General features: G+C 73.8%; 18 protein-coding genes. 8 read left to right on the top strand and 10 right to left on the bottom strand.

Annotated elements, in window-relative coordinates; genetic code table 11:
- Positions 1–218 precede the first annotated feature (218 nt).
- Positions 219–818, bottom strand: a complete 600-nt coding sequence (locus WMF24_RS44945; RefSeq protein ID WP_437733634.1) for a hypothetical protein — start codon at positions 816–818, stop codon at positions 219–221.
- 240 nt (positions 819–1,058) lie between these two features.
- Positions 1,059–1,475, bottom strand: a complete 417-nt coding sequence (locus WMF24_RS44940; protein WP_437738934.1) for a DUF4360 domain-containing protein — start codon at positions 1,473–1,475, stop codon at positions 1,059–1,061.
- A 304-nt stretch (positions 1,476–1,779) separates the two neighbouring features.
- On the opposite strand from WMF24_RS44940, the gene WMF24_RS44935 reads away from it, so the two are divergent.
- On the top strand, positions 1,780–4,566 hold the full coding sequence (locus tag WMF24_RS44935; protein WP_437733633.1) for an AAA family ATPase: 2,787 nt from the start codon (positions 1,780–1,782) through the stop codon (positions 4,564–4,566).
- 9 nt (positions 4,567–4,575) lie between these two features.
- Here WMF24_RS44935 and WMF24_RS44930 read toward each other — a convergent pair whose 3' ends face one another.
- The 6 genes from WMF24_RS44930 to WMF24_RS44905 all read right to left on the bottom strand — a co-directional run bounded on the left by WMF24_RS44930 (position 4,576) and on the right by WMF24_RS44905 (position 12,779).
- Complete coding sequence (locus WMF24_RS44930) at positions 4,576–4,962, bottom strand: nuclear transport factor 2 family protein (protein ID WP_437733632.1); 387 nt, start codon at positions 4,960–4,962, stop codon at positions 4,576–4,578.
- Positions 4,963–5,251: 289 nt separating this feature from the next.
- Positions 5,252–5,689, bottom strand: a complete 438-nt coding sequence (locus WMF24_RS44925; RefSeq protein ID WP_437733631.1) for a type II toxin-antitoxin system death-on-curing family toxin — start codon at positions 5,687–5,689, stop codon at positions 5,252–5,254.
- Positions 5,686–6,489: a hypothetical protein gene (locus WMF24_RS44920; RefSeq protein WP_437733630.1), complete on the bottom strand. Its 804-nt coding sequence runs from the start codon at positions 6,487–6,489 to the stop codon at positions 5,686–5,688. The genes WMF24_RS44925 and WMF24_RS44920 overlap by 4 nt, the downstream gene beginning before the upstream one ends.
- Positions 6,490–6,611: 122 nt before the next feature.
- Entirely contained in the window at positions 6,612–7,880 is a 1,269-nt protein-coding gene (locus WMF24_RS44915) for a hypothetical protein (RefSeq protein ID WP_437733629.1), read from the bottom strand.
- The gene (locus WMF24_RS44910) at positions 7,877–9,712 is read right to left on the bottom strand and encodes an AAA family ATPase (RefSeq protein ID WP_437733628.1); all 1,836 of its coding nucleotides are present in this window, start codon (positions 9,710–9,712) and stop codon (positions 7,877–7,879) included. The genes WMF24_RS44915 and WMF24_RS44910 overlap by 4 nt, the downstream gene beginning before the upstream one ends.
- A gap of 142 nt (positions 9,713–9,854) precedes the next feature.
- Positions 9,855–12,779, bottom strand: coding sequence for a DUF4388 domain-containing protein (locus tag WMF24_RS44905; RefSeq protein ID WP_437733627.1), 2,925 nt, complete (start codon positions 12,777–12,779; stop codon positions 9,855–9,857).
- Positions 12,780–12,990: 211 nt separating this feature from the next.
- On the opposite strand from WMF24_RS44905, the gene WMF24_RS44900 reads away from it, so the two are divergent.
- From WMF24_RS44900 to WMF24_RS44870, 7 genes are all read left to right on the top strand, one after another.
- Entirely contained in the window at positions 12,991–13,179 is a 189-nt protein-coding gene (locus WMF24_RS44900; protein ID WP_437733626.1) for a hypothetical protein, read from the top strand.
- Between the two features lie 66 nt (positions 13,180–13,245).
- On the top strand, positions 13,246–13,926 hold the full coding sequence (locus tag WMF24_RS44895) for a sterol desaturase family protein (protein WP_437733625.1): 681 nt from the start codon (positions 13,246–13,248) through the stop codon (positions 13,924–13,926).
- 139 nt (positions 13,927–14,065) lie between these two features.
- The gene (locus WMF24_RS44890; RefSeq protein ID WP_437733624.1) at positions 14,066–15,277 is read left to right on the top strand and encodes a hypothetical protein; all 1,212 of its coding nucleotides are present in this window, start codon (positions 14,066–14,068) and stop codon (positions 15,275–15,277) included.
- A 273-nt stretch (positions 15,278–15,550) separates the two neighbouring features.
- Positions 15,551–17,203 (top strand): ATP-binding protein, encoded by a 1,653-nt coding sequence (locus WMF24_RS44885; RefSeq protein ID WP_437733623.1) that lies wholly within the window; start codon positions 15,551–15,553, stop codon positions 17,201–17,203.
- A complete protein-coding gene (locus tag WMF24_RS44880) occupies positions 17,200–18,369 on the top strand; it encodes a response regulator (RefSeq protein ID WP_437733622.1) in 1,170 nt (389 codons plus the stop codon). Before WMF24_RS44885 ends, WMF24_RS44880 begins: the two co-directional genes overlap by 4 nt.
- 216 nt (positions 18,370–18,585) lie before the next feature.
- Complete coding sequence (locus tag WMF24_RS44875) at positions 18,586–19,566, top strand: hypothetical protein (protein WP_437738933.1); 981 nt, start codon at positions 18,586–18,588, stop codon at positions 19,564–19,566.
- Positions 19,567–19,770: 204 nt separating this feature from the next.
- The gene (locus WMF24_RS44870) at positions 19,771–20,433 is read left to right on the top strand and encodes a superoxide dismutase family protein (protein ID WP_437733621.1); all 663 of its coding nucleotides are present in this window, start codon (positions 19,771–19,773) and stop codon (positions 20,431–20,433) included.
- A gap of 256 nt (positions 20,434–20,689) precedes the next feature.
- Here WMF24_RS44870 and WMF24_RS44865 read toward each other — a convergent pair whose 3' ends face one another.
- Positions 20,690–22,621 (bottom strand): protein kinase domain-containing protein, encoded by a 1,932-nt coding sequence (locus tag WMF24_RS44865; RefSeq protein WP_437733620.1) that lies wholly within the window; start codon positions 22,619–22,621, stop codon positions 20,690–20,692.
- Between the two features lie 167 nt (positions 22,622–22,788).
- The gene (locus tag WMF24_RS44860; RefSeq protein ID WP_437733619.1) at positions 22,789–26,187 is read right to left on the bottom strand and encodes a protein kinase domain-containing protein; all 3,399 of its coding nucleotides are present in this window, start codon (positions 26,185–26,187) and stop codon (positions 22,789–22,791) included.
- Positions 26,188–26,215: the final 28 nt, after the last annotated feature.

The raw sequence follows: 26,215 nt of genomic DNA, 5'->3' as shown, positions 1-26,215 counted from the left end.
CCGGCGTTGTCAACGCCTGTTCCGGGGAGCCGCTTCAGGTCGAGAGCTCGTTGCTTTGCTCGTGTTTCAATTTGCCTCCCTCCTGGAAAAAGGATGTGTGTCAGTGTCATGTCCGCCCACCGAACGGGCGCCAGGGGCAAGGCATGCGGGGAGAGAGAAACCGCGAGGGGCGCAGGGGGCGCAAGGGAGTTTGGTCAGCGTCGCCCCGCTCGCCGCGCTCAACCGAGCGACTGCAAAATCGAGCTGAATCCGTGCTGGCCGACGCGGCTGCCCTGCGGGGACAGCCAGGCTTCGTAGGTGTCGCCGCTCGGCGAACGGAGCTGGACGAACTCGAGGCGCACGAGGGGGTTGAAGGGGTTGCTGGGGGGGGAGCCGATGTCCTGGCTGGGATACGTCGCGTCCTGGTTGAGGGCGCGGGTGCCCTGAGCGAGGGCGGCGTGCTGCTTGAAGTTGCCGCGTTGGCCGAAGTCGCTGTACTCGCGAGAGACGAGGACGCGGCCGCTGCTGGTGAGGCCGACCTGGACGTTGGGAACGTAGGTGGAGACGCCGATCACGGCGGCAGACGCGGCGTTGAGGGCTCCGCCGGCGATGCGGCGGGCCGCGCCGGCGGGCGCCTGGTACTCGACTCCGCTCCAGTTGCCGATGATGCGCTCGTCGGGCTGGAGATCGTAATACGAGGCGTAGTTGTCGCTGAAATGTTGCTCGAGCTGCTCGGGGGTCATGTTGGCGGTCTCGGCCATGACCTTCTTGCGGACGTACATCGAGTACGCAATGCCGGCCGCTATCAACACGAGCGGGAGCAAGTAATACATCTGCATGACCATCTCCTCCTAGAGAACCCACGCTCCACGCGCGAGCCACCGAGGCGATGGTTACGCGGCTGCGCACGCCAGGTCAAGAGGGGCGCGCTTCGCGTGCTCAACCAGCGATGAGACAACCGTCGATACGTAGCGGAAAGACGTATACGGTGGGATGCGCACGCCCCTCCGCAGCGCGGCCCGATCGCAGGGTGACAGGACAGCGCGAGCCGCCGACGCGGCGGCAGGGCCTGGGTCGGTTCATTGACAGCGGCGCCAGGGGATCAGCCCATCAAGATAGTTGAGCTCGACGGACGCTCTTCCCGTGCCGCCGATCGCGGCACGGAGCTGCACATTGACCGTAGCCGAGGTGGCGCCACACGGGGCGCTGCCCGCCTGTCCCCCGGCAGGGATAGAGAGCAGCTCGAACACGCCTTCGACGTCCGTGTCGATGTCCTCGAACGTCCTGGAGACGCTGGCCGTGCCGGCCAGCGATTGGCTCGCTTGAACCGTGACGACAGCCGCGTCTTCGGGATACACGTCACCAAACACATCCAGGGACGGCGCATCGAACGTGTAGCCCGCTGGAGACGTACAGGTGACCTCGACGTCACAGGCGACGTCGTACGTGGCAAAGTCGTCGCGGCCCCGCGAGCGCCATCGAACGTGAGCGCGTATTCCTTGTTGAGGCCCCCGACCTGCGTATTCATGGTTCCGCAGCCGGAGGCGGTCGCCGTGATCGAGACCTGGCTCGGGTCAGGCATAGCGCTGCAGGCGCGGGAGCCCGTCCATCGGGAGATGGGTGCCACCCATCTTTTGGATGGAGGGCACGTCCACCGGAGACGGGTCCCACCCGCCTGCCCGCTTCTGCCACGTCGCCGCGCTCCGGGACGCGCGTGAAGCCCGCCGCCGGACCGCCGGTCCGAAATTTGGCCCGCCTGCACGGGGCGTGCGAACCGGGGGGCTGGAGACCTCTGCAAGGATGACCAGCCCTCGCTCCCACGCCGAGCTCGTCACGCTGCGCAAGCTCGCGCAGGACCTCGCCGCCCAGCGCAAGGAGCGCCTGTCGAGCGTGCACCTCCTCGCGGCCATCGCCCTGCGCGGAGGCCCCGCCGCGGAGCTCCTGCGCGACAGGCGGCTCGACGACGAGGCGCTGCTCAAGGCGACCCGCTCCGTCGACGACGAGGGCCCCGACCCGATCGGCCGGGCCATGGGCGGCGCGCGCGACGTCGCGAAGCGCGCGACGGCGAAGGAGCCCGCCGCCCTCCACCTGCTGCTCGCGCTGCTGTCCGACCGAAGCTCGGCCGCGCACCGGGCGCTCACGCAGTCGGGCGTCGACCTCGCGCGGCTGCGCACCGCGGCGCTCCAGCTCGCGCTCGGCGTCGTGCAGGCGCGGCGCTCGCTGCCGCCGCGCGCGGGCCTCGACGACGGCGCCCCGGAGAAGCCGGCCGCCAAGGCCCCCCCGGCCCGCCGCGCCCGCGGCGAGGCCGCCGAGCCGGCGCGCACGCCCGCGGAGCTGCGGCCCGGAAGGGGCGTCGCCGTGACCGAGCTCAGGCCCGCCAGGGGCGCCGGCCTCGCCGTGAGCGAGCTCAGGCCCGCCAGGGGCGCCGGCCTCGCCGCGCCGGAGCCCAGGCCCGCCAAGGGCGCCGGCCCGGGCGTCACGGTGCCGCTGTTCCCGCCGCCGCGCCCGCGCCCCGCCGCGGCCCCGGCGGGGAGCGACGCGCGAACCGAGGCGCCCTCCTTCGCCGAGCCGACCGCCGCCCTCGCGGCCGCGCCCCGGCGCGCCCCGGCGGCGGACGACGCGGCCGCGCCGCCCCTCACCGCAGCGGGGTGGCCGTCCTCGGCGCCCTCGTCCGCGGCAGGCTCCGTCGCTGCGCGCTTCACCCTCGACCGCTCGCGCTTCCCGGCCCTCACCTCGCTTGGCCACAACCTCTCGCTCGCGGCGGCGCAGGGCGAGCTCGAGCCGATCGTCGGCCGCGAGCGCGAGATCGAGCAGGCGCTCGACGTGCTGGCCAAGCGCCACGCCAACAACCCGTGCCTCCTCGGCCCGGCGGGCGTGGGCAAGACGTCGGTCGCGCGCGGCATCGCGCAGCGGCTGACCTTCGAGGAGCAGGAGCCCCGCATCGTCGTCGAGCTCGTGCCGTCGGAGCTGCTCGCCGGCACGGGCGCGCGCGGCGCGCTCAGCGAGCGCCTCGCCGCGCTGCGGACCGAGCTCCGCGAGGCGGGCGGGCGCGTGATCCTGTTCATCGACGGGATGTCGGAGCTGTTCGGAAGCGGCGCGCTCGACGAGGCGATGGCCGAGCTCAAGCTCGCGCTCGCCCGCGGCGAGATCACGCTGATCGGCACCGCCACGCCCGAGGAGTACAGGAAGAGCATCGAGGTCGACCCGGCGCTCGCGCGGCGCTTCACGGTCGTCGAGATCGACGAGCCCGAGGAGGACGAGGCGTTCCTGCTGCTCCGGAGCGTCGCCGTCGGGCTCGGCGCGCACCACGGGCTCGCGTTCACCGACGAGGCGCTGGCCTCGGCCGTCGCCTGGTCGGTGCGTTACCTGCCCGGGCGCGCGCTGCCCGACAAGGCGCTCTCGATCCTCGACCTCGCGGGCGCGCGCACGCGGCGCCGGGCGCAACAGACGCAACAAACGCGACAGACGCCATCCGCGCAGAAGAGCGCGGCGGGCGCGCGCGCAGCCCTGCCCGAGGCCGCGCGGCAGGTGGGCCCCCCCGAGGTCGCCGAGGTGGTCGCGGAGCTCGCCGACCTGCCTGTCGAGCGGCTCCTCGAGACCGACCGCGAGCGCATGCTCGCGCTGGAGACGCTGCTCGCCGAGCGGGTCGTCGGCCACGGCGAGGCGCTCGGCCGCATCGCCCGCGTCCTCCGCAGGAACGCGGCAGGCCTCCGCGCGCGCCGCCCCATCGGGTCGTTCCTCTTGCTGGGCCCGACCGGCGTCGGCAAGACGGAGACGGCGAAGGCGATCGCCGAGGCGCTGTTCCACTCGCCGGACGCCATGACGCGGCTCGATTTCTCCGAGTACGCCGAGTCGCACGCGGTGGCGCGGCTCGTCGGCGCGCCGCCCGGCTACGTGGGCCACGAGGCGGGCGGCCAGCTCACCGAGGCGGTGCGGCGGCGGCCCTACCAGGTGGTGCTGCTCGACGAGATCGAGAAGGCGCACCGCGACGTGCTCGAGGCGTTCCTGCAGGTCTTCGACGAGGGCCGCCTGACCGACGGCCGCGGGCGGCGCGTGGACTTCACGAACACCGTCCTCGTGATGACCTCGAACCTCGGCGCGGCCGAGGCGGGCGCGCTCAAGGCCGAGCGGTCCGTCGGCTTCGCGCGCGCCTCGCAGGGCGTCTCGACCGAGCGCCTCGCCGACACGATGCTCTCCGCGGCCCGCGCCGCGCTCCCGCCGGAGCTCTACAACCGCATCGACGAGGTCCTCTGCTTCGCGCCGCTCACGCGGGCGGACGTCGCCGAGATCACGCGCCGGCTGCTGGGCGGGCTCGAGCGCGAGCTCGACGCGCGCGGCGTCGTGCTCGAGGTCGAGCCGGAGGCGATCGACGCGCTGCTCGACGCGGGCGGGTTCGACCCCGAGCTCGGCGCCCGGCCGATGAAGCGCACGATCGCGCGCCTCATCGAGGCGCCGCTCGCCGATCTCATCCTCCGCGGCCAGCTCGAGGAGGGGTCCGCTGCGCTCGTGGGCGTCGAGCAGGGGCAGGTCGTCGTCGACGCCATCGCGCGGGCCGGCGAGCGGCGTTATGCCGCGTGCTCCCGCTGATGAGAGGCGTTATGCCGCACGCTCCATGTGGTGGAGCCCGAGGGCCCTCGGGTCGAAGTACGCCTTGAACCGCGTGATGGCGCCGGTGGGGTGCTCGAGGACGCTCACGCCCTCGTACGAGAACACGACCCCGTTCGCCAGCGTCCCGTGGCTCTTCCACTCGAGCACGGAGACCTTGTCGGACTCGACGACGCACCGGAAATCGGACTGCACCTCGCCGAACGTGTGGCGGTAGCTGCGCCAGAAATTGCGGGCGCCGTCCTGGCCGTGGAGCGGCCTGGTGATCGCCGGGTTGCTGAGCTCGGCGTCCGGCCCGAACAGCCGCGCCATGGGCTCGACGTCGCCGCTCTCCTCGATCCTGCGCAGGGCCTCGATGAATTCGCTCGCCTTGGACATGATGCCTCCTGCAGCGCGACCGCTTGCAAGGGGCGGGCCTTGCCCACCACGCCGCCGCCCTGGCTCGTCCTTGAGCCATCGACGGACTCAAGAACCGCACGGATATCCGGATCGCCCGCAGAGCCGATGCACGCAGCCGTTCCGATGCCGGTGGGTGCCGTCCTGGCGCTCCACATGGGCCGTCGAGGCACGCGCGGGGCTCGGCGCGCCCCGCGGGGTCGAGGCGGATGGTACGACTGAGCCTGCTCGACGAACCCGAGGCCACTCTCGGCTCACCCGGCCGGGATGATCAGACGGTAGCCATCCAGCCAGGAGCAGCCGTGATCCGGTCTGGTGACGAGAGCCAGCTCAAGACACCGTGCACGTCGATGACACCGCTTGCCACGTCGTTGACCAGCTTCGCCGCGTCTTCCTGCTCCGCGACGATCCGGAAGCCGTTCGCGTCCAGAACACGTAACAGGGCGCTCCAAGCCACGCGCTTGTTCCCATCGACGAAGCAGTGATTCTTGGCGAGATATACGAGCAGGTAGGCGACCGATACCAGCAGGTCGGGTTCTCCGTCCTCTGCTACGTACATCGAAGCGGTGACCGCGTTTCCGATGCTTCCTTCAACGCATCCAGCCTTGGGTACCATGGATGGATCTCCGCCGTACTGGTCGATAGCGGCGGCGTGCAACTGAAGCACTTCTTCGACCCCCACGAAGGCCCAGTGAAAGTCCTCGTTCATTGAGCGAGGATCCGCATCGTCTCCACCCAGCTCGCGCGCAGGTGGTCTACCGTACTCTCGATCGGTACGCGGGGTGGCGGGGTCGCCGCATCCAGGATCCAGACCAGTGACGGCTTCTGCCCGTCGAGCACAGCGGCGACCACGTCCTTGTGGCGCAGTGGAAGCGCGCGCTCCACCTGGTCGGATGAGGCTGCACACCGCACAGTGCGGCTGCTCGTCTTGATGGCCACGTAGCTCGACCCAGGGTCGAAGCCGACGCTGGTGATGCGGCCACGCAGCCTGAGCAGCCGAGATCCCTGGACAGGAGTGGACGGCAGCGCGAGCTCGCCAAACTGCACGTCGGCGAGCAGCCGACCGTCAGAATAAGCGCTGTAGCGCTGGACGCGCACCCCGGCCGGCAGCGACCGGAGGTACTTCCGCGCGGATCCGTTCACTGGCTTGCCCTGGCGCTCGGCATCCAGGTCTTGAACCAAACGCAACACAGCCTGTTCACCGAGCACATCGAAGCTAGGTATGCGTAGCTGGGGGCCGGGCCGGGCCGTGCAGACAAAGGTAGGAGCTGCGGAGCCTTTCTCCAGCGAAGCGAGCTCGAGGTCCAGTAGCCTGGCGTCCGAGGCTAGCCTCCCCCCTCGGGTGCCGTAGTCCGCATCGTCCAGCGCGGAGGCAAGGATGCCCGACGCGGTCCGTTGCAGCGCGGACAGCAGGAGCTTGAGCGACTCCCCGAACGACGAGAGGCTGAGGCGGTGCTGCGCCAGCCCAGGCTCGTCCCCTTCAAAGGTGACCTTCAGCTCGACGCCCATGGGGTCTACGCTGGTCGAGCGTGCTTCCGGCGTCAAGCCGGGCGCCCGGTCACCGTCGGCTCACCGTGGCGACGTACCTGCCGTCCGTTGGCTGAGCCTGCACGCCACCACCCGTGCCTCGCTCACCCCTTCGGCGTCGCGCTGCGCGCGACGTGAGGTGCGCCGAAGCCGTCGAGCAGCCCGTCCAGCACCGTATCGGGCACCCAGTTCGCCCAGTCCACCGCGATGACATCATCTTCACGCCGGGGCGACCCATGGATGGCCGCGCTGGACACGACCAGGATCGCCTTGGGCCAGCCCGTGAGATCCTTGTCGTACTCCGCGCGGTACAGCAGCGCCTCGTGGTAGCCCCGCTCCAGGTAGTCGCGCTTGTCGGAGAGCTTCACCTCGATCACCACGGCGCGGATGCGCTTCGCGTCGCGGACGAGCTCGATCGTGAGGTCGGGCCGAAACCGGCCGTCGTTGTCGAAGTAGTGACGCATCCCCCGATCGCGCGGCCCCAGATCGTCGAAGCAGACCTGGTTGTAAAGCACCCGGAGATGAGCGCCTCCCGCCGCGAAGTCGAAGACCTCCGCGCGGCGGGGTTCGATCAAGGCGCGATGCAGCTCCGCGGTCACGCCGCGTGCCCTCAGCGCGTCCTCGATCTGCCGGCCGAGGCGGATCAAGACCGCGAGCTCGAAGCGCGTCGCGGCGTCCATGGGCGCGAGCGCCCCCTCAGCAACGAGGCGCGCGATGGCGACCGCATCGTTCGTGTCCATGCGCTTCATCGCCTCGTGCAGGCAGAGCGCGCGTCGGTAGGCCGGGTGGCGCGCTGCGCGCGCGGCCTGCTCGTGAACCGCCAGGACAGGAGCCCTGGGCACGTCGTGCAGCCGCGTGGAGGTCAGCGCATGTCGAATGGTTTCAGCGTCCTCGGCGAAACCTTTGGCCCAGCTCTTCTTGGTGCCCTTCGCGATCACGCCGCTCTGCTCCAGCCGCGCGAGGAGCGCCGCGAGCCGTTCCGCTGTCGCGACCAGCAGCACGTTCTCGGGCAGGTCGAAGCGGCGCTCAGGCACACGCGACGTCACGCTGTCCGGGGCTCCGGAGGCTCGGGCCCGCAGCGTGCCTGGCACGTCGAGGCGGCCGCGGATGTGGCCCCTGGCCTCGATGCGCTGGATCTGCGTCCGCGACGCCAGTTCGCGCGCGATGAGCGTGAGCTCCCTGGTGAACGCGCGCACCTCGTCAGCCAGGGGCGAGAGCGCGCTCGCGGCGAGGAGCAGGTCGAGCAGGTCCACGCGATGCCCCAGCCTCGAGAGGAAACGCTCGGCTGCCTCGCGCGAGAGCGCCTGGCGCGCCGAGGCCGGGAGAAGGTAACCCGGGAAGTGCTTTCGGAGCTCGTCCTCCCACGAGCTCATGTCTCGGGCAGCATCACGGCTGGAAACAGGTCGCGGTACCGCGCACGCAGGTCTGCGAGAGCCTCATCTCCGGCCCACCCCGCGAGCGCGCCGCGGAACAGACCGAACACCTTGGCCGCGGGATCCGCGTCGAGCCCTTCGAGCTGCGGCAGCATGAAGAGCGCTATCGCCTCGGCGAGCCCATCTCCCTCGGCCAGTCTTCGCCGCTGATAGCGCACCATGTCGAGCGCGATGGCCGGTCCGACGGGCCGGTGCGCGAGCAGGCCCGAGGCGCGGAAGAGGCGCTTCATGCGCGCGAGCGCCTCGGCTCCCAGAGGCGGGGCCGCGTCGTCGGGCGTCGTCGCGTGGAGCTCGATGACGCTCGCGTAGGTCGCGTCGTCGGGCGGCCCGATGTAAGCCACCGCGAAGCGACGCTGGACCGCATAGGACAGGCGGAAGAGGGAGGTCTTGTCCCACGTGTTCATGGTGGCGATCACCCGGAAGGGCGCGGTGACACGGTAGGTGTCCCCTTCACGCGGACCGATGGAGACGGCCGTGCCATCCGGCAGCGTGTAGCTCGTGTCCGTGAATCCGCCTGCGAGCACGGTCATGAGCTCGCCGAAGCATCGATCGACGTCGGCGCGGTTCACCTCATCGAGGAGCAGCCATTTCTGCTCGTTGAGCGCGCGCGGGAAGACCCCCGGCCGGAAGGCGAAGCCACCGCCTTGCTCCATGGCATAACCGCCGATGGTGTCGAAGGTACTCCAGTCCGCGGAGGCCGTGGCCACGAACAGGCCGTTGCAGTAGCCCGCGTCCCGCGCGCCGTCCGCCAGCGCCTCGGCGAGCTCCGTCTTCCCCGTCCCCGGCGGTCCGACGAGGAGCAGGTGCTTGCCCGACGACAGCGCGGCGCAGAGCTGAGCGAGCAGCGCGCCAGAGACCTTCAGCCCGCGCTCGTCCATGGATCGCTGGACGTGCTCGGGCTTCAGATCCAGGCGCGCATCACGCCGGGGCGCAGGACTCCCCGGAGCCGCCGAGGGTGGCTCGGAGCCCCCTTGCTCGCCCGCCTCCGCTCCGCCCGTCTGGGCCTCGTCGGCGCCGTCCATGTCGAGGAGTCCGAGGGGTTCGACCACCACATCCACCGGCAAATCGAGGAGCGTCGCCTGGTCAGGATCGAGGTACGGCTGCCCGTCGATGGCGTCGCGCTGATTCTTCACCCAGAAGGGGAGCTTCAGCAGCGCGAGCGAGGCGAGCCTGCGGAGCGCGACGTCGGGCGAGGGCAGCACCCGCCCTTCGGGGAGCGCGACCTGGAACGCGTCGGTGTTCGAGTCGGACGCGAGCGGCAGACCGGACCGCTGGACGAGCCGCTTGACGGCGGTGATGCGTCGGGCGCGACGCAGCTTCTCCTCCGGATCGTCCGGGATGCGCGTGGACAGGCTGAACCACGCCTCGAACGACACCATGGCAACGGAGCTCTCTCGCAGCCAGGCCGCGATGTTGATCCACACGAGCTGCTGCGGGACGGATCGGGCCGAGAGAAGGAGCGAGACGAGGTCACGGTACTTTCCTCCCGCGCGCTGGGCCGACGCGACGATCTGGGTCTTCCCCCCCCGCCAGGAGCAGTCGAAGAGCACGGGCTGCGGCCAGGGGCCGTCCTGCTTCTCGTCGAGGCCCCATGTGCCGACGGGCCAGGGCACAGCGGGTAGCCGATGTGGCTCCAGCTTGATGACGGTACCGTCGATCGAGAACTCGAACGGCCGGCACGCATCGAGGATGGATCGAGCAACCTTCAGCGCGATGTGGTTCGCGTCCGATCGGACATCGAACTCTTCTACATAGGGGGGAAGGGTCGTCATGGTCCCCGACGTCGGCGGGACCTCAGGTTAGCCGACCCCGGCGAGCCGCGGAGCCAGGAACAGTGACGGCGGCCGCAGCACGACGCCGCCGCGGCCCTCGTGGGGCTCGTCCACAATCCGAGGCGGCTCGCGGTCCGCCGCCCTACGGCGGCCCCGCCTCGATCGCCCGCCGGTAGCGCTCGCGCCGGTGGGGCTCGCGCAGGATCTCGTAGGCCTCGTCGAGCACCTCGATGACGAGCCGCACGTCGTCGAGCAGGTCCACGGTGGCGGCGGTGAGCAGGGTCGACGGCTCGAACGCCTTGCGGAGCGCGAGGTACGCGCGGCGGATCTCGTAGTTCGTCGCGTCGCGCGGGATGCCGAGGATCGAGAAGTAGTCGCCGTCCTCCACGAGCGCGAGCCGCGCCCGGACGCGCTGCCGGATCGCCTCCTCGTCGAGCGGGTCGTCGACCGGCGGCGGCGGCGCCTCGGTGACCGACGGCGGGATGAGGACGTCGAGCACCTCGAGGCAGACGAGCGCGTAGATGACGCTGGCGCTCTCGGGCTCGGCCGAGCCCACGAGCTCGCCGACCGCGCGGCCGCGCGCCGTGCGCACGAGCTCCTCCTCCTCGCGCCGGAGCGCGCACTCGCCGAGCAGGTTGCGCCGCACGCCGTCGTCGAGGCGCGCGCCGGGGCCGCCGAGGCGGCGCATGGCGACCTCGGGGGCGATCACGCGGCGGATCGTCTCCACGAAGACCTCGGCGCCCGTCGCCCCGCCGAAGACGTTCGGCTCGGCCTTGAGGCGGCCCGGCGGCTCGGGCTCCAGATCGCACGTCCCGGCCTCGACGAGCACGACGTGCCCGATGACCCACTCGGCGTGCGCGCGCAGCACCGGCCAGAGGTCGTCCTGGCCGAGGTGGCCGTGCGCGATGAGCGCCGCGCCGGCGTGCCGGCCCGAGGCGGGGAGCTTGCCCGCGAGCCGCACCGCGACGTCGCGCTCGAGGTCGCCGCGCCCGACGAGGAACGCGAGGAGCGTCTCCTCCGGGAGGCTCGATCCCGCCGTGACGATGTCGCCGTCGTGCAGGACGATGCGCCGCGCGCCCTCCTCGGTCGCGATCGCGAGCGCGCCGGAGGCGCGGCTGCCCACCGCGCGGGCGAGCGCGCGCGGCGCGTCGCCCGGGCCGAGCACCGTCGTCGAGGAGGCCTCGTCGGAGGCCGGCGGCTCGTCGTCCGGCTGCGGCGGCGCGGCGCGACCGAACGCGCCCGTGCTGACCGTGGCGGGCCCGGACGGCACGGGCCCCATCGGCGCGGGCGGCGACGGCGCGGGCGCCAGCGGCACGGGCGGCGACGGCGACGGTGCGGGCGACGGCGCAGCGGGCGCGCGCCCGGCCGCGCCGGAGAGGGCCACGGACGGCGGGGCAGGCACGGGCATGCGGCCGAACGCGCTCGACGCGGCGGGCGGCGTCGGCGGGAGGAGCCCGCGCCCGAGCGTGGCCGCGCTGACCGTCGCCGGAGCAGGAGGCACCGGGACGCGCGCCGACGCGGTGGAGCGGACCGGCAGGGGCGCTGGAGGCACCGGCTCCAGCTCGGCCCCGTCGCCCGGCGGCAGCAGCGCGGTCCGCACCTCGACCGAGGGAGGCGACACGAACGCGAAGCCCGGCGGGGGCGGCGGGGGCGGCGGGGGCGGCGCCGGCGGTGAAATGCCGGCCGTTCGCGCGTCTCTCGGGTCGCGCGCGTCCCTCGGGTCGCGCGCGTCTCTCGGGTCGCGCGCGCCGCGCGACCGGGTCGGCGGCGGCTCGGCGTGACGCTGGTGGAACGACGGCTCCACCCGGCCCGACGGGGCGCGCGCCCAGTCGAGCTCCTCGCGCGCGTGGCCCGGCAGCGCGCGGTCCCACGCGGGCTCGTCGCGCGGCGCCGGCGACGGCGCGGGCGACCTGTCCCACGCGGCCTCGACGCGCGGCGGAGGCGAACCGAACGGGTACGGCCGGCCCGCGTCGCGCGGCGTCGGCGGCGCGAGGTCGCGCGCGCCGCCCCGGCGCGCCGGCGCGGCGTGATCGCGCTCGTCCCTGACGGGCAGGTGCGCCTCGCGGCCGCTCGAGTACGCCGCGAGCTCGGGCCCGGTGCGCTTCGTCGCGAACCCCGCGTCGCGCGACGGCTCGGCGTGGTGATCGTCCTCGTGCTCCTCGCCCGGCTCGGCGAGCTCCCCGATCGGGTCGCCGGGCCCGGTGGTCTCCCCGCGCGTCCACGCCTGCTGCGGAGCGGCCGCGGCGCCGTGCGGGCCGTCGCTCGTCCGCGGCTGCGACGCCGAGCCGGCGGCGAGCTGCGCGTGGCCCGCGCTCGCGCCGGTCCGCGGCCCCTCCTCGTCCGGATCGAGCGGCTCGTCGAGCGCGGACAGCAGCTCCGGCGACAGCATCAGGTCGACGTCCTCCTCGGCCGCCGGGATGCTCGACGGGTGCGCCTTGGCCGTGACCCGCTGCTCGGCCGCGACGAGGATCTCCTCGAGCTCCGGGCTGATCCGCGCGGGCAGGAGCCGCGGCCCGATCGTGTCGCCGTCCTCCTCCGGCGGCGGCAGCACCGAGCCGACGTCGAGCGGGTCGAGCTCGCTGGCGAAGTCCGGGTTCGACGGGACGTCGTTGTCGATCGGGGCAGGATAACCCGCCTGCAGGCGCGCGGCGGCGGCGTGCTCCTCGCGGAAGCGCCCCGGCTCCGCGACGGCGCTCACGTGCGCGGCGAGCTCGGCGATGTCCACGGGGCGCTCGAAGACCTGCCCGAAGAGCTGCGGATCGAGGTCCGCCGAGCGCAGCGGATCGCCGACGAGCAGCACCGACGCGGCGACGCCGCCAGGGCGCTGGTAGAGGCGCTCGAGCGCCTCGATCGCGCCGGGCTGGTCGATGTCGACGATGACGACGCGCGGGGCGTCGGTCTCGAGGCGCGCCTCGATGTCGGCGATCGGCGCCGCGATCACCTCGAAGCCCCGGCCCCGCAGCGCCGCGCCGATCGCCGCCCCTTCCGCCGAGGCGTCGGCGAGCAGAACGGCGTCGGCGCGCAGGCGAGCCTGCACGGCTTCGTGGTCGTCGCGAAGCTCGGACACGGCAGTCATCTCGTGGCGGCGTCCCAGCGGAGCACCCAGAACCCCCGCATTGCCTGGACTCTCAACGGTCGCAGGCGGGCTGTCAAACGCGATCGCGGACCCGCGATGTTCCCGCCGCGCGCCGCGTGCGCCCGCCTCCGGCAGGCCTCTCGCGCGCCGCGTGCGCCCGGTCGCGATCCTGCTCGGCGCGCAGCGTGGTAGACCTCGGCACATGCTGCTCGGCGCTTCCCCGAACGAGATCGCCCTCACGGCCTTCCTGCTGATCGTGGTGCTGCTCGCCGCGAAGATCGGCCGCATCGGCGAGGCCATCGGCGGGCTGTTCGAGCGGAACGCGCCCGCGTCGGACGGAGGCGCGCCCGAGGACGGCGCGGACACGAAGGAAGAGCGCCAGGAAGGCTGATCACGCGCCCCCGCGGCGCGCCGCCCCGCGCTTGCGTTCTGTTTTTTTGGAATTCATAGTCTTTTCATGGCTGTGAACGAGCCGGCTCCTCCGCGGGCGCGGCGGCGCGCGGAGATCGCGGCGCGGATCCCGCGCGGGTACCGCCCGGCGCTCCACCTTGCGGCCCCCACGGCGGTCGGCCTCGCGGTGCTGGCGGCGGCGGTGGGCCTCGTCGACGCCGTCGAGGCGGTCGAGCTCCTCGCGGTCCCGGCGACGCTGCTGCTCGCCTTCGCCTTCGAGTGGTGGGCGCACCGGTCCGTGCTGCACCGGCGGGCGCCGCTGCTCGGCGTGCTGTGCGAGCGGCACGAGCGCGAGCACCACCTCGCCTTCACGGCGGACGACATGGCGCTCCGGAGCGCCCGCGAGCTCTGGCTCGTGCTGATGCCGCCCTGCTCGGCGCTGCTCGTCCTCGGCCTGCTGCTGCCGCTCGCCGGGGCGGCGGGCCTCGTGTTCTCGCGGGACGCGGCGCTGCTCGGGCTCGCGACGGCGATGGGGTTCTTCGTCAGCTACGAGTGGCTGCACCTCGCGTATCACCTGCCGGAGGACAGCGCGGTGTACAGGATCCCGGGGCTCGCGCGGCTGCGCGAGCACCACCGCAGGCACCATGACCCGCGGCTCATGAAGCGCTGGAACTTCAACGTGACCGTGCCCCTGTTCGACGTCCTCCGCCGGACGCGCTGGTCGCCGCGGCCGCGAAGCGGCGCCTGACCGCCGCGCGGCGGAGCGCGACCGCCGCGCGGCGGAGCGCGACCGCCGCGGAGCCGCGCGTGACCGCCGCGGAGCAGCGCGCGACCGCCGCGCGATGGAGCCCGGGGCGCCCGCCGCGGCCCTGTGCTAACGGTCGCGCGTGCAGACGCGGACGAGAGACGGGCTCATCCTCCTGCTCGTCGGCGTCCTGCTCGGCGGCGGGCTCGCCTGGCTCCTCGGCCGGCGGCAGGAGACGCCGCCCGCCGCGCCCCGCGCGCTCGACGCCGTGCCCGCGGGCGCGCTGCTCGTCGCGACGCTCGATCTCCCGGCGCTGCGCGGCTCGCCCGCGTTCGCCTCGTTCCTGCGCGAGGAGCGCGAGATCCCGGGGCTCGGCAAGGTGCGCGACGTGTGCGGCTTCGACCCGGTGGCCGCGCTGACCGAGGTCGCGATCGCCGTCCCGGCGGCGGGCGAGGGCGGCGACTTCGGGCTGGCCGCGGCCGGCGCCGTGCAGGACGAGGCGCTGCTCGCGTGCGCCTCGAAGGTCATCGAGGCCCGCGGCGGGCAGCCGGTCGTCTCGACGGTCGGCGGCTTCCGCGCGGTGCGGGACTCGAGCGCCGAGGGCAGCGGCGAGATCGCCGTGCGCCCCGGCGGGCCGATCCTGCTCGGCGGCGGGGCGTACCTGCGCGCGATGATCGACGCGGCCGAGGGGCGCACCCCGGCGGTCGGCGCGAGCGGCGAGCACGACGACATCGCCCGCGCGGTGGGCGAGGGCGCGGCGCGCGTCACCGTGGTGCTCACGCCCGAGCAGCGCGCCGAGCTCGGGCGCGAGCTCGCGCTGAGCGGCGCCGGCAGGTCGCCCGCCGCGGCCATCCGCGCCGGCGGCGTCGGCCTCGCGCTCGGCCCCGAGATCGCGGTCCACGCCGTCGTCCTGTGCGACGCGGAGGCCCCCTGCGCCGAGCTCGGCGCGGCGATGCGCGCCGCCCGCGACGCGCGCGCGGACGACCTCGCCACGCGGCTCATCGGCCTCGGGTCCGTGCTCGAGCGCATCGCGATCGCCGCCGACGGCAATTCGCTCCACGCGCGCGTGAAGCTGTCGGCCGAGGAGGCCGGCGCCCTCGTCGAGCGGCTCGCCTCGCTGCGCGGCCTCCGTCAGCCCGCGGCGCGGCCGGCGCCCGCGCCGCGGCTGCCGCGCGAGAGCGACGGGAGCGGCGGGAGCGACGCGCCTCGCGGCGACGCCGCGGCGCCGCCTCGCGGTGACGCCACAGCGCCGCGCCGTGACGCAGCGCCGGCGCGCCGCGACGCCGGCGCGCCGCCGCCGGATGCGGTCATCACGCCCCGGGAGCGCGCGAAGCCGGACGCAGGCGCGCCGTAGCGCCGCGAGCGCGGGCCGGTCGCGCCCGGCGCTGCTGCGCCCGCGCGCCCCGGCGCAGGCGCGCCGCGCGGCCCCGCCGCGCTGCGGCGAGGCGATTCCGTGTCCCGCCTGACGCGCGCGGCCTCTCCCGCGGGCAAACCAGCGCATCCGCGACGGGAGGGGCCGAACGCGCGCCGCGCGCTGCCCCGAACTCCTGTACGCTGATCGAAGCCTTCCGACGGGACCGGCGCTCGGCCCTTCCCGCCGCGGGGGCGCTGGGTGGGGGCATATCGCATGCAGCTTGTCGGGATCTCCGCCGCCGTGATCGCCGGGACGCTCATGGCGATCGTCCTCTGGACGCTCCACAGGCGGCTCCGCGCCCGCGAGCGCGACCTCGAGCGGACGGCGCAGGAGCTCGCGGTGAGCCGCGCCGCGGAGCAGCGGCTGTGCGAGGAGCTCGTCGAGGCGCGACGGGCCGAGGAAGAGGCGCGCCGGGCGAAGGCGGAGGCCGAGGCGGCGAGCCGGGCGAAGAGCGCGTTCCTCGCCAACATGAGCCACGAGCTCAGGACGCCGCTCAACTCGGTCCTCGGCTTCGCGCAGCTCATGGAGCGCGACCGCTCGCTCGGCGACCGCCACCGCGAGAACCTCGCGGTCATCTGCAAGAGCGGCGAGCACCTGCTCGGCCTCGTCAACGACATCCTCGAGATGGCCAAGATCGAGGCCGGCCGCATGACGCTCACCGAGGTCGACTTCGACCTCCACGAGATGCTCTCGGGCCTGTCGGAGATGTTCGCCGTCGAGGCGCAGAAGCGGGGGCTCACGCTCGCGGTGGAGCGGGAGCCGGACGTGCCGCAGCACGTCCACGGCGACGAGGGGAAGCTGCGGCAGGTGCTGATCAACCTGCTCGGCAACGCGCTCAAGTTCACGCCGCGGGGGTCGGTGACGCTGCGCGCGTGGGCGCGGCGCGCGACAGGAGCGCACGACGGCGCGACGGCGGCGCGGGCGCGGCTGTCGTTCGAGGTGACGGACACCGGCCGGGGCATGGCCGAGGACGAGCTCGCGGAGCTGTTCGAGGCGTTCGCGCAGACCGCGACCGGGCGGCGGTCGCGCGAGGGCACGGGCCTCGGCCTGCACATCAGCCGGCGCATCGTGCGGATGATGGGGGGCGACATCCACGTGGAGAGCCAGCCCGGCCGCGGGACGACGCTCCGCTTCGACGTGCGCCTGTCGCTCTCCGACCCGGCGGGCGCGCGCCCGAGCGCGGCGCCGCGGTCGCTGCGCGTCGTGGGCCTCGCGCCGGGCCAGCCGAGGTACCGCGTGCTCGTCGTCGACGACCGGTGGGACGTGCGCCACTTCCTCGTCAAGCTGCTCGACTCCGTGGGCGTCGAGGTGCGCACCGCGACGAACGGGCTCGGCGCCGTGGCGCAGTGGGAGACGTGGGCGCCCCACCTCGTCCTGCTCGATCTGCGCATGCCGCTGCTCGACGGCTACGAGGCGGCGGGCCGCATCAAATCGAGCCCGCGGGGGCGCGAGACGGTCGTCGTCGCGATGACGGCGAGCGCGTTCGAGCAGAACCGCGCGCTGGCGCTGGAGGCCGGCTGCGACGACTTCGTGAGCAAGCCGCTCCGCGACGCGGACATCTTCGGCCTGCTGACGAAGCACCTCGGGGCGCGCTTCGACAGGGAGGCCCGCCCGGCGGAGCGGCGGTCGGCGCCGGCGGCGCGGGGCGTCGACCTCGCGCGGGCGGCGGCCGAGCTGCCCGCGTCGCTGCGCAAGGACCTCCGGCGGGCGGCGACGCGGCTCGACGCGAAGGCGGTGCAGGCGGCGATCGAGCGGTTCAGGCCGGAGGACGCGGAGCTCGCGGGGGCGGTCGCCGAGCTCGCGCGGGGGTATCGCTTCGACAGCATCTTGGCGCTATCGAGCGCAGACGAGGAGGAGCCGTCATGACGGACACCGACGCAAAGCGAGCGCCGCGCGCGCCGAACGCGGGGGCGCGGCCGGAGCGCCCGCGGGACGAGCCCGCGAACATCCTGATCGTCGACGACATGCCGGCGAACCTGTCGCTGCTCACCTCGATGCTGACCGCGCAGGGCTACGAGGTCCGGGCGGCGATCAGCGGCGCGATGGCGCTGATGTCGGCGGCGGCGGTGCCGCCGGACCTCATCCTGCTCGACGTGAACATGCCCCAGATGGACGGCTACGAGGTGTGCCGCCGGCTGAAGGCGGACCCCCGGACGGCGGACGTGCCGGTCATCTTCCTGAGCGCGATGACGGGCATCGGCGACAAGGTGGCGGCGTTCGAGGCGGGCGGCGTCGATTACGTGACGAAGCCGTTCGAGCTGCGCGAGGTGCTGGCGCGGGTCGGGACGCAGCTGCTCCTGCACCGGCAGCGCCGGGAGCTCGAGCGGCAGCGCGAGGAGCTCGAGGAGCGCTACGCGCAGGTCCGCCAGATGCAAGCGGCGCTGCGCGGGTACCTGTCCGACCGGGCGTGGGAGAGCATCGAGGAGAGCGTGTCGTCGAACCGGCCGAGCCCGCCGGCGCGCGAGGTGCTGACGGTGCTGGTGAGCGACATCGAGGATTTCGTGCGGCTCTCGGAGCACGAGGACCCGGGGCCGCTGCTCGCGGATCTCAGCCTGTACATGGCCACGGTGGCGCAGGTCGTCCACGACCAGAAGGGCGAGGTCGACAAGTACCTGGGCGACGGCATGCTCGCGTTCTTCCGGAGCGCGCCGGACGCGCTCGCGGCGGCGCAGCGGATCCAGCGCGCCATCGCGGACTTCAACGAACAGCAGCGCGCGCACGGGCGGCCCGCCTTCCCGACGCGGCTCGGGCTCGCGACAGGGCCCGTCCTCCTGGCGAGCATCGGGTCGAGCGGCAGGCGGGAGTTCACGATCATGGGCGATCGCGTGAACACGGCGTTTCGGATCCAGGCGCAGGCCAGGGCCGGTGGGCTGCTGATGGATGAGGCGACGTTCACCGCGGCCGGCAGCCCTGAAGGCGCGGCGGCCGCGGTGGTGCGGATCCGGGGCAAGCAGGGAGAGGAGAGGCTCTATGCGATGTCGCCCGGACCGGCCGAGGGCGGCGCGGAGCGCGGCCGGGCCGGAGAGACCTGAGGCAGAGAGGCGCGCTCCCGGCAGCGCGGGAGACGGCTCTTCGGGGCGTTCTCCTGGTGAGGTCGATTGCACCGCACCCCGCCGGCGCCAAGGGGTCTCGAGGCCGTGGATGCGGTGATCCGGTCAAGCCATTCGTTCTTGAACCGCGCCATGCCCTCGTGCATAGTCGCCGCGGAGGATAGAACGAACATGAAGCTTCGATATTGCATTAGCTTGATGGGTCTGCTCGCGACCACTGGAGTGGGCGCGGCCGCGTGCTCGGATGACGACGGCGGCGGCACGACGGCGACGTCGACGAGCGGCAGCGGCGGCGGCGCGACCACCGGCGGCGGCGGCGGCGCGACCACCGGCACCGGCGGCGGCGCGACGAGCGGCACCGGCGGCGGCGCGACCACCGGCACCGGCGGCGCGGGCGGCGGCGACACGGCGTGTGCCGATGGCGCGCTGATCTGCGACGACTTCGAGTCGTACGAGGGCCAGGGCGCACCGGGCGACAAGTGGAAGGTCTACACGGCGAAGGATGGCTCCGCCGTCACCGTCGACACGACGAGGGCTTTCAGCGGCACCAAGTCCGTCAAGGTGACCACGCCCGCGAGCTCGGGAGACGACTACAAGTCCGCCATGATCCAGTTCCAGGATCCGGCTGCCCTGCCGGTCGAGGGCAACGTCGTCCACGGACGCATGATGTTCTTCCTCGAGTCCGCGCCTGACACGGACGTGCACTGGACCATCATCGACGGCGCGGGCACCGTTCCGGGCAAGGATTTCCAGGGGATGCCCTACACGGCCGTCTATCGCTACGGCGGCCAGCACCCGATCGCGAGCGGCAGCCAGCTCATGGCGAACTACGATACGCCCGGGCAGTGGACCACGCCGCCGACCGGGCCGACGACGGACTGCTGGCACCACGCGGAGGGCAAGGTGGTCCCGGTCGGCGAGTGGACGTGCGTCGAGTTCAGCTTCGACGGGCCGAACAACGAGATGCGCTTCTGGCTGAACAACGAGGAGATCACCGAGCTCAAGATGTCCGGGACCGGCCAGGGCTGCGCCAACAACATGGAGAACTTCGAGTGGACCGCGCCGGAGTTCACGAGCATCGGCTTCGGCTGGGAGTCGTACCAGCCGGACCAGCCCCGCAACATGTGGATCGATGACGTGGTGATCAGCACCGCGCCGATCGGCTGCCCGCAGCAGTAGTGAGCCTGCAGCGAGGCGCGGGGGCAGACTCCGCGCCTCGCTCGCCCAGCGGCGAGATCGGACCGCTCACGGCGGCGCTGCGCGCCGGGTCGGGCGGCCTGGGGCTGACAAAAGTCGGGTTCGCCCCGGATTGATCGCTCGCCGGGACCGCTCTACGAGACGGCGGAGGTCCAACGCCTCACGAACCTGGAGGTCTCCGCTGTGATGAAATCGGCCCATCCTTTCTCGCTGCTCGCCTCGTTCGCCCTGGTCGTCGCCGCCTGCGGCGGCTCCCCCGAGCCGGCGCCTGCGGTCCCGGACGTCCCTGCCGAGCCCCAGCCGGCGCCGGAGACGCCCGCCGCCCCCGCGCCGACGGCGCCGGAAGCCGCGGCCAGCCCCGAGGGCGGCAGCGCGGCGCCCGCGGCGCCGGCCGCGGCGCCCGTGACGGTCGAGGTGCCCATCGAGGCGCGGACAAAGTCGAAGCTCAAGGGCTCGGCGACCTTCGCCGAGGTCGAGGGCGGCGTGAAGGTCACCATCAACGTCTCGGGCGCCCCCAAGGGCAAGATCGCCGTGCACGTGCACGAGACGGGCGACTGCAGCGCGCCGGACGCGAAGAGCGCGGGCGCGCACTACAACCCCGACCACCACCCGCACGGCCTGCCCAACGGCGCGGCCCGGCACCTCGGCGATCTCGGCAACATCGAGGTCAAGGCCGACGGCACCGGCACCCACGAGATCGTCGCCCCGGGCGCGAACCTGAAGCAGGGCGATCCGAAATCCTTCCTCGGCCGCGCCATCATCGTCCACGAGAAGGAGGACGACGGCAGCCAGCCCTCCGGCAACGCCGGAGGGCGCATCGGTTGCGGCGTCATCGCGCCGAGCAAGTGACCCCCGCCGCTCCGCGCTCATGACACGTTGAATTCGTCTCGCACGCGCCTCCGTGCCTTCCGGGGAACGAGGGAGTCACCCGCTCCCGAGGCGCGAGCGTCAGCCCCCTCGCAACACCGAGTTGCCCTCTCCGCAGCGCGGGAGTCGCACGCTCCCGCAGCGCGGGAGTCGCACGCTCCCGCAGCGCGGGAGTCGCACGCGCCCACTGCGCGGGAGTGGCACGCGCCCACTGCGCGGGAGTCGCCTCTCCTCCCGGCTATCGCGGAGCAGCGCTGATCGAGATCGCCTGTCGCCGCGCGGAGGGGCCGGGGGCCGGGACGCTCCTGCTCGCGGGGAGCCTCGGCGCGGCCGCAGCGCGCGCAGGGGGGCCGTGCTCCGCGCGAGGGGCCTGCTCTCGAGCCCCTCCGCGTTGGACGTCCGCCAGCGGCCTCGACGACTGCGACGCGGTCGGCGCCGCGAGGGCCGGCGTGGCCTGACCGGCGGAATCGACGCTGCCCGCCGCGGCCTGGGGCGCGTCCGCCGGGGCTGGCCCGGGTGCGCGGGCTCCAGACCATCGCTCCGAGGACTCCGCCCGTCCTTGCTCCGCCTGCTCCGGTGGGTCCGATAGCTCCGCCCGCTGCGCTCCGCTCACGAGCACCACGGCCACGAGCGCCGCCGTCAGCGCCGCCGCCCCGAAGCCCGCCCTCGAAGGCGAGACCAGCCGCCGGAGCCGCGAGGCCAGGGCGCTGCGCGGGCGCCAGTCGACGAGCTCCATCTCCTCGAGGGCCGCCTCGGCGGGTCGCCTGCCCTCGACCAGGGCAGCCTCGCCGGGGGCCACGGAGCCGGCCGCCGCTCCCGCGCCCGACCTGTCCGCAACCACGGCGGCCTCGCGCGGCGCCACGGGGCTGGCCGCCGCCGCGCCTCCGGCCCTGTCCGACGCGGCCGCAGCCTCGCTTCGCGCCACGGGGCTGGCCGCCGCCGCGCCCCCTGCCCTGTCCGACGCGGCCGCAGCCTCGCTTCGCGCCACGGGGCTGGCCGCCGCCGCGCCCCCTGCCCTGTCCGGCACGGCGGCGGGCTCGCGCGGCGCTCCTGCGACGGTCTCCGCCCGCGGAAGCGAGGGCGGCGCGACGGCCGGGAGCGGCTCCTCCCGGTGCAGCGGGATCGCGACGCCCCCGGTCGACGGGCCGGAGCTGGACGCCGGCGGGATCGAGCCATGATCCGACGCGCTCGCGCCGTCCACGCTCACGCGCGCGCTGGCCGGCGCGTCGTACGGCCCCTCGCGAAGCACGCGCTGGATGCGCTCGACCAGCGGCTGGGCAGCCGGCGGCGCGAACGGGCGGAGCGCCAGCACGAGCTCCGCCACGTCGGGCCAGCGCCGGTCGCGGTCCCGCTCGAGGCACCGCAGGATGATCGGATCGATCGCCGGCGTGAGCCCGCGGCGGACCTCCGACGGCGGCGGCGGCACGAACTTGCCCCCGAGCACGAGCGAGACGGTCTCGACCGAGCGCGCGTGCATCGGATACCGGCCCGTGAGCAGGACGTACAGCAGCGAGCCGATCGCCCAGATGTCCGCGCGCGCGTCGACGTCGCGCTGCCCGCGCATCTGCTCGGGCGGCATGTAGTGCGGCGTCCCGAGCATCTGGCCCGTGCTCGTCTGCATCTCCCCGAACCCCAGCGACGCCGCGCCCTGGACCGACACCTTGGAGACGCCGAAATCGAGCACCTTGATGCACGGCGAGCCGTCGCGCGCGCGCGTCAGGAAGAGGTTCGCCGGCTTGACGTCGCGGTGCACGAGGCCGAGCGCGTGGGCCTCCGCGAGCGCGTCGCAGGCCTGGATCACGTAGAGCGTCGCCTCCTCGACGGGCAGCGGGCCCCGCTTCTTGCGGACGACCCGGAGATCGCGGCCGGCGAGGAACTGCATCACCATGAAGGGCAGGCGCTCGAACCGCCCGACCTCGTGCACCTTGACCGCGTGCTCGCTCCGGAGCCGCGCCGCGATGCGCGCCTCCCGGAGGAAACGCGCGCACATCTCCGGATCGGCGGCCGTCGACGGCAGGAGCAGCTTGATGGCCCGCAGCTCGGCGAGCTCCACGTGCGTCGCGGCGACCACCGCGCCCATCGCGCCCTTCGCGAGCAACCGGTCGACGCGGTACTTGCCCGCGATCAGGGTTCCGACCTCCAGCCCTTGGATCTCTTCCAGGCCGCGCATGTTCGAGACCTCCGGCCGAGAGCGCCGCGTTCGCCAGCATACCGTAGGCAACCCGCGCGCGCGGCGCCGCAGGAGGTGCGCTCGTCGAATCCAGCGGCGTCGAAGAGCGACATGGCGTGCGGCATCGCGCCCGCGCGCCGACGCGCCGTGGGCGATCCGCTGCTCCGTCAGGGCCTCTTGATCACCACCGTCCGCCGCACGCCGCCCGACTCGACCGCGAGCTCGACCGTGGCGCTCTTCCGCGTGTTCTCCACCCAATAACGCAACGCGTCGAAGTTGGCGAGCGGCCGGCCGTCGACGGCGACCACCACGTCGCCGACGCGCACGCCCGCGGACGCGGCGGGGCCGCCCTCGTCCAGGGCGACGACGACGGCGTCCCCGCTCGTCTTCAGCTCGCCCTCGAGCAGCGGGAAGATCGGCGCGGCGGTCAGCCCGAGCGCGCTCACCGTCCTGCGGTAGCTCTGCACGGCCGCCTCGAAGCTCTCCTTGCGCATGCGGTAGCGCGCGATCGCCACCACGGCGCCGTCGCGCTCCCGGAAGCGCGCGTCGACGCGCTCGGGGGTGGCGAACGCGCCGACCTGCTTCAGGTAGCGGTTCGCCTCGGCCTCCGCCGTGCCGGCGCGCCGCTCGCCGCCGCCGTGCGCCTGGAGGAAGGCGTACGCCTCCGACCCCGCGAGCGCCGGCACCACGTTGCGCGCGAGCCGGGAGATGGCGTCGGCGCGCGCGGCCGACAGCGCCTGCTCGCGGCTGTCGCCGGTGCCCTCGCCGACGACGAAGATCGCGTCGCCCTCGGCGGAGAACGGGCGCTGCATCCAGGAGGGCACATCCTCGGCCGGCGACGCCGCGCGCCGCTCCGCGCTGGCCGCCCCCGCGCCCGCCGGCGCCGCGGCCGACGCCGCGCCCGCCGCCGGCGCCGCGCTCGCCGCCGCCCCCGCGCCCGCCGGGGCCCGCGGGCGACCCCAGCCCCGGATCGCGAAGACGACGCTCAGGAGCAGCAGCGACGCCGACACGGCGACCGCCGCGAACGCCCAGCGCGCGCCGGGGCCGCCCGCCGCGGCCGGGCCACGGGCCCGCGAGCGCGTCGACGGCGCCCCCCGCGTCGACGACGCCCCCGGCGACGACGACGCCCCGGGCGACGATGACGCCCCCCGCGACGACGAAGCGCCCGGCGACGACGAGGCCGCCGGCGACGACGACGCCCCCCGCGACGACGACGCCCCCGCCTCCGCGGCGGCGCGCCTCGCCGCCGCGGGCTCCCCGGCCGGGGCGCGCGGCGGCTCCGGCGCGGCGGCGAGCCGCTTCAGCACCGGCAGGAGCGACGCGAACGAGAGTGGCGCGTTGCACCGCTTGCACGGCATGTACGGCTCGCGGTCCTCGAGCGCGGCGTGCGCGGCCTCCTTCACGTCGAGCAGCGTCTGCCTCGGGGCGTTGCACCGCCCGCAGACGCCGTCCACGAGCGCCGTGACCGCCGCCGCCCGCAGCGGGGGCCGCGCCGAGGCGAGGTGGTCGAGCAGCGCCACAGGACAGCCCTCGATCTGGATCGACGTCACCTCGTCGCCCAGCGCGCGGAGCGACAGCTCGAGCGCCCTCACCCCCTCGGGCGTCGCCCCCGCCGCGCCCGCGAGATCGAGCACCAGATCCCCCTCGATCCCGTCGAGCGCGCGCTTCCACCGGACCTGCGCGTCGAGCTTGCAGCGCACGCGGATGCGCGTCCCGCGCTCGTCGACCGTCTTCTCGATCGCCTCGTGCGCGCCGGCGTCGAGCCGCGCGATGTCGTCGAGCGCCACCCGCACGTCGTGCGGGAGCTGGATGCCCGCGTGGCCCGCCGCGAACGCGAAGTAGCTCTCGGCGTCGTCGTCGAACACCGCCGCCCCGCCGCAGCGCGGGCAGGGGCTCGCGGGCGGCTCGTGCGTCCTGACCACGTGCGCGTCCCTGTCGCAGTCGAACAGCCGGTCGAACGCGTGGCCGCAGCGCTCGCACCGGTACGGGCCGTAGAAGGACACGACCCGCCCGTCGCCGAAGAACCGGCGGATCATGCTGACCTGGTTCACGATCGGCTCGGTGCAGCGGCCGATGTAGATCTCGGGCGCGTTCAGCGAGACCTCGGCCAGCATCGCCATCCACTCGCGCACGCCGAACGACGTGACCCGCTGCACCCCGCCGAGATCGAAGAGCACGCGGCCGGTGATGCCGCGCGCGACGGCGAGCCCCTGGAGCTCCTCGGTCATCCGCCCCGACATCGAGACGATCAGCAGGTTGCCCAGCCTGCGCCGCGTGATCGTGAGCGCCCGGGGCGCGTGCCCGTGCGCGCCCTCGGGCTCCACCTCGACGAGGGTGTCCGCCGACGAGAGCGACGGGTCCCGCCGGGAGCGCGGCGGCGGCGGGTCGGTGTCGTGCGCCGCCTCGAGCCGCGACGCCGAGAAGAGCGGCGCCGACAGCTTCGTCGCCGCCCCGCCGGGGCGCTCGACGCTGCGCGGCGACGCGGCGGCGGCGTCGAGATCGCCCGCGAAGGAGTCGTCGTTCTGCATCGACGCCTGCTTCTCGACGATGTGCGACAGGAGCTCCGCCTCCGACGCGAGCGCGCCCCGCCAGGCCTCCACCCGCTGGCCGAACAGCTCCGACATGAACGACGACAGCGCGAGCGCCGAGGTCGCGAGCCGCTCCTCGCGCGCGAACGCCTCGAGGTCGATCTGGAGATCCCGGGCCGTCGGGTACCGCCTCTCCCGGTCGCGCTCGAGGCACCGGAGCACGATGCGCTCGAGCTCCGGCGGGTAGTCGTCGCACACCTGGCTCGGCGGCATCACCGGGTCCTCGACGATGGCCCGCATCAGCTCGAACTCGGTGGCGCCGCGCCGGAACAGCCGGCTGCCCGTCGACATCTCGTAGAGCAGGATGCCCACCGAGTAGATGTCGCTCCGGCGATCGAGCTTCTCGCTCGTGCACTGCTCGGGCGACATGTACGGGACCTTGCCCTTGAGCGCGCCGTCGCGCGTCTCGTTGATCCGGTTCGCCGCCTTCGCGATGCCGAAGTCGAGGATCTTCACGGCGCCGTCGTAGGTGACGAACACGTTGTGCGGCGAGACGTCGCGGTGGATGATGTCGAGCGGCTTGCCGTCGAAGCCGACCTTCTCGTGCGCGTAGTGGAGCCCGGCCGCGACCCCGGCCGCGATCGTGATCGCGTGCTCGATCGGCATCCGGCGGTTCGCCGTCCGGAGCGACTTCTTGATCGTCCGGAGGTCCTCGCCGTGGAGGTACTCCATGGCGATCACGGGGACGCCGTCGACCTCCTCGATGTCGTACATCTGGACCAGGTTGGGGTGGTCCAGGGTCGCGGCGATGCGCGCCTCGTCGAGGAACATCCGCACGAACTCGGGGCTGTCGGCGAGGTGCGGGAGGATCTGCTTGACCACGCAGATCTTCCGCACGCCCGAGATGCCCGCGACGGAGGCGACCCAGATCTCGGCCATGCCGCCCATGCCGATCTTCTTGAGCAGGCGGTACCTGCCGACCGTCGTGGGGCGGCGCGACGCGGCGCTCATGGGGCCGGCGGCGTGACGCTCGCTCATGCGCCCGCCTCCGCCGTGCGGGCCGGCA

It is taken from the genome of Sorangium sp. So ce1335 (assembly GCF_051521615.1).
Taxonomy (GTDB): Bacteria; Myxococcota_A; Polyangia; order Polyangiales; family Polyangiaceae; genus Sorangium.
This window is presented reverse-complemented; position numbering and strand designations above follow the sequence as displayed.

What these genes read in the sequence shown, in the direction of transcription:
- WMF24_RS44945 (WP_437733634.1), bottom strand. Translation starts at nt 818, where the DNA reads ATGCAGATGTATTACTTGCTCCCGCTCGTGTTGATAGCGGCCGGCATT.
- WMF24_RS44935 (WP_437733633.1), top strand. Translation starts at nt 1,780, where the DNA reads ATGACCAGCCCTCGCTCCCACGCCGAGCTCGTCACGCTGCGCAAGCTC.
- WMF24_RS44930 (WP_437733632.1), bottom strand. Translation starts at nt 4,962, where the DNA reads ATGTCCAAGGCGAGCGAATTCATCGAGGCCCTGCGCAGGATCGAGGAG.
- WMF24_RS44925 (WP_437733631.1), bottom strand. Translation starts at nt 5,689, where the DNA reads ATGAACGAGGACTTTCACTGGGCCTTCGTGGGGGTCGAAGAAGTGCTT.
- WMF24_RS44920 (WP_437733630.1), bottom strand. Translation starts at nt 6,489, where the DNA reads ATGGGCGTCGAGCTGAAGGTCACCTTTGAAGGGGACGAGCCTGGGCTG.
- WMF24_RS44915 (WP_437733629.1), bottom strand. Translation starts at nt 7,880, where the DNA reads ATGAGCTCGTGGGAGGACGAGCTCCGAAAGCACTTCCCGGGTTACCTT.
- WMF24_RS44910 (WP_437733628.1), bottom strand. Translation starts at nt 9,712, where the DNA reads ATGACGACCCTTCCCCCCTATGTAGAAGAGTTCGATGTCCGATCGGAC.
- WMF24_RS44900 (WP_437733626.1), top strand. Translation starts at nt 12,991, where the DNA reads ATGCTGCTCGGCGCTTCCCCGAACGAGATCGCCCTCACGGCCTTCCTG.
- WMF24_RS44895 (WP_437733625.1), top strand. Translation starts at nt 13,246, where the DNA reads ATGGCTGTGAACGAGCCGGCTCCTCCGCGGGCGCGGCGGCGCGCGGAG.
- WMF24_RS44885 (WP_437733623.1), top strand. Translation starts at nt 15,551, where the DNA reads ATGCAGCTTGTCGGGATCTCCGCCGCCGTGATCGCCGGGACGCTCATG.
- WMF24_RS44880 (WP_437733622.1), top strand. Translation starts at nt 17,200, where the DNA reads ATGACGGACACCGACGCAAAGCGAGCGCCGCGCGCGCCGAACGCGGGG.
- WMF24_RS44875 (WP_437738933.1), top strand. Translation starts at nt 18,586, where the DNA reads ATGGGTCTGCTCGCGACCACTGGAGTGGGCGCGGCCGCGTGCTCGGAT.
- WMF24_RS44870 (WP_437733621.1), top strand. Translation starts at nt 19,771, where the DNA reads ATGAAATCGGCCCATCCTTTCTCGCTGCTCGCCTCGTTCGCCCTGGTC.
- WMF24_RS44865 (WP_437733620.1), bottom strand. Translation starts at nt 22,621, where the DNA reads ATGCGCGGCCTGGAAGAGATCCAAGGGCTGGAGGTCGGAACCCTGATC.
- WMF24_RS44860 (WP_437733619.1), bottom strand. Translation starts at nt 26,187, where the DNA reads ATGAGCGAGCGTCACGCCGCCGGCCCCATGAGCGCCGCGTCGCGCCGC.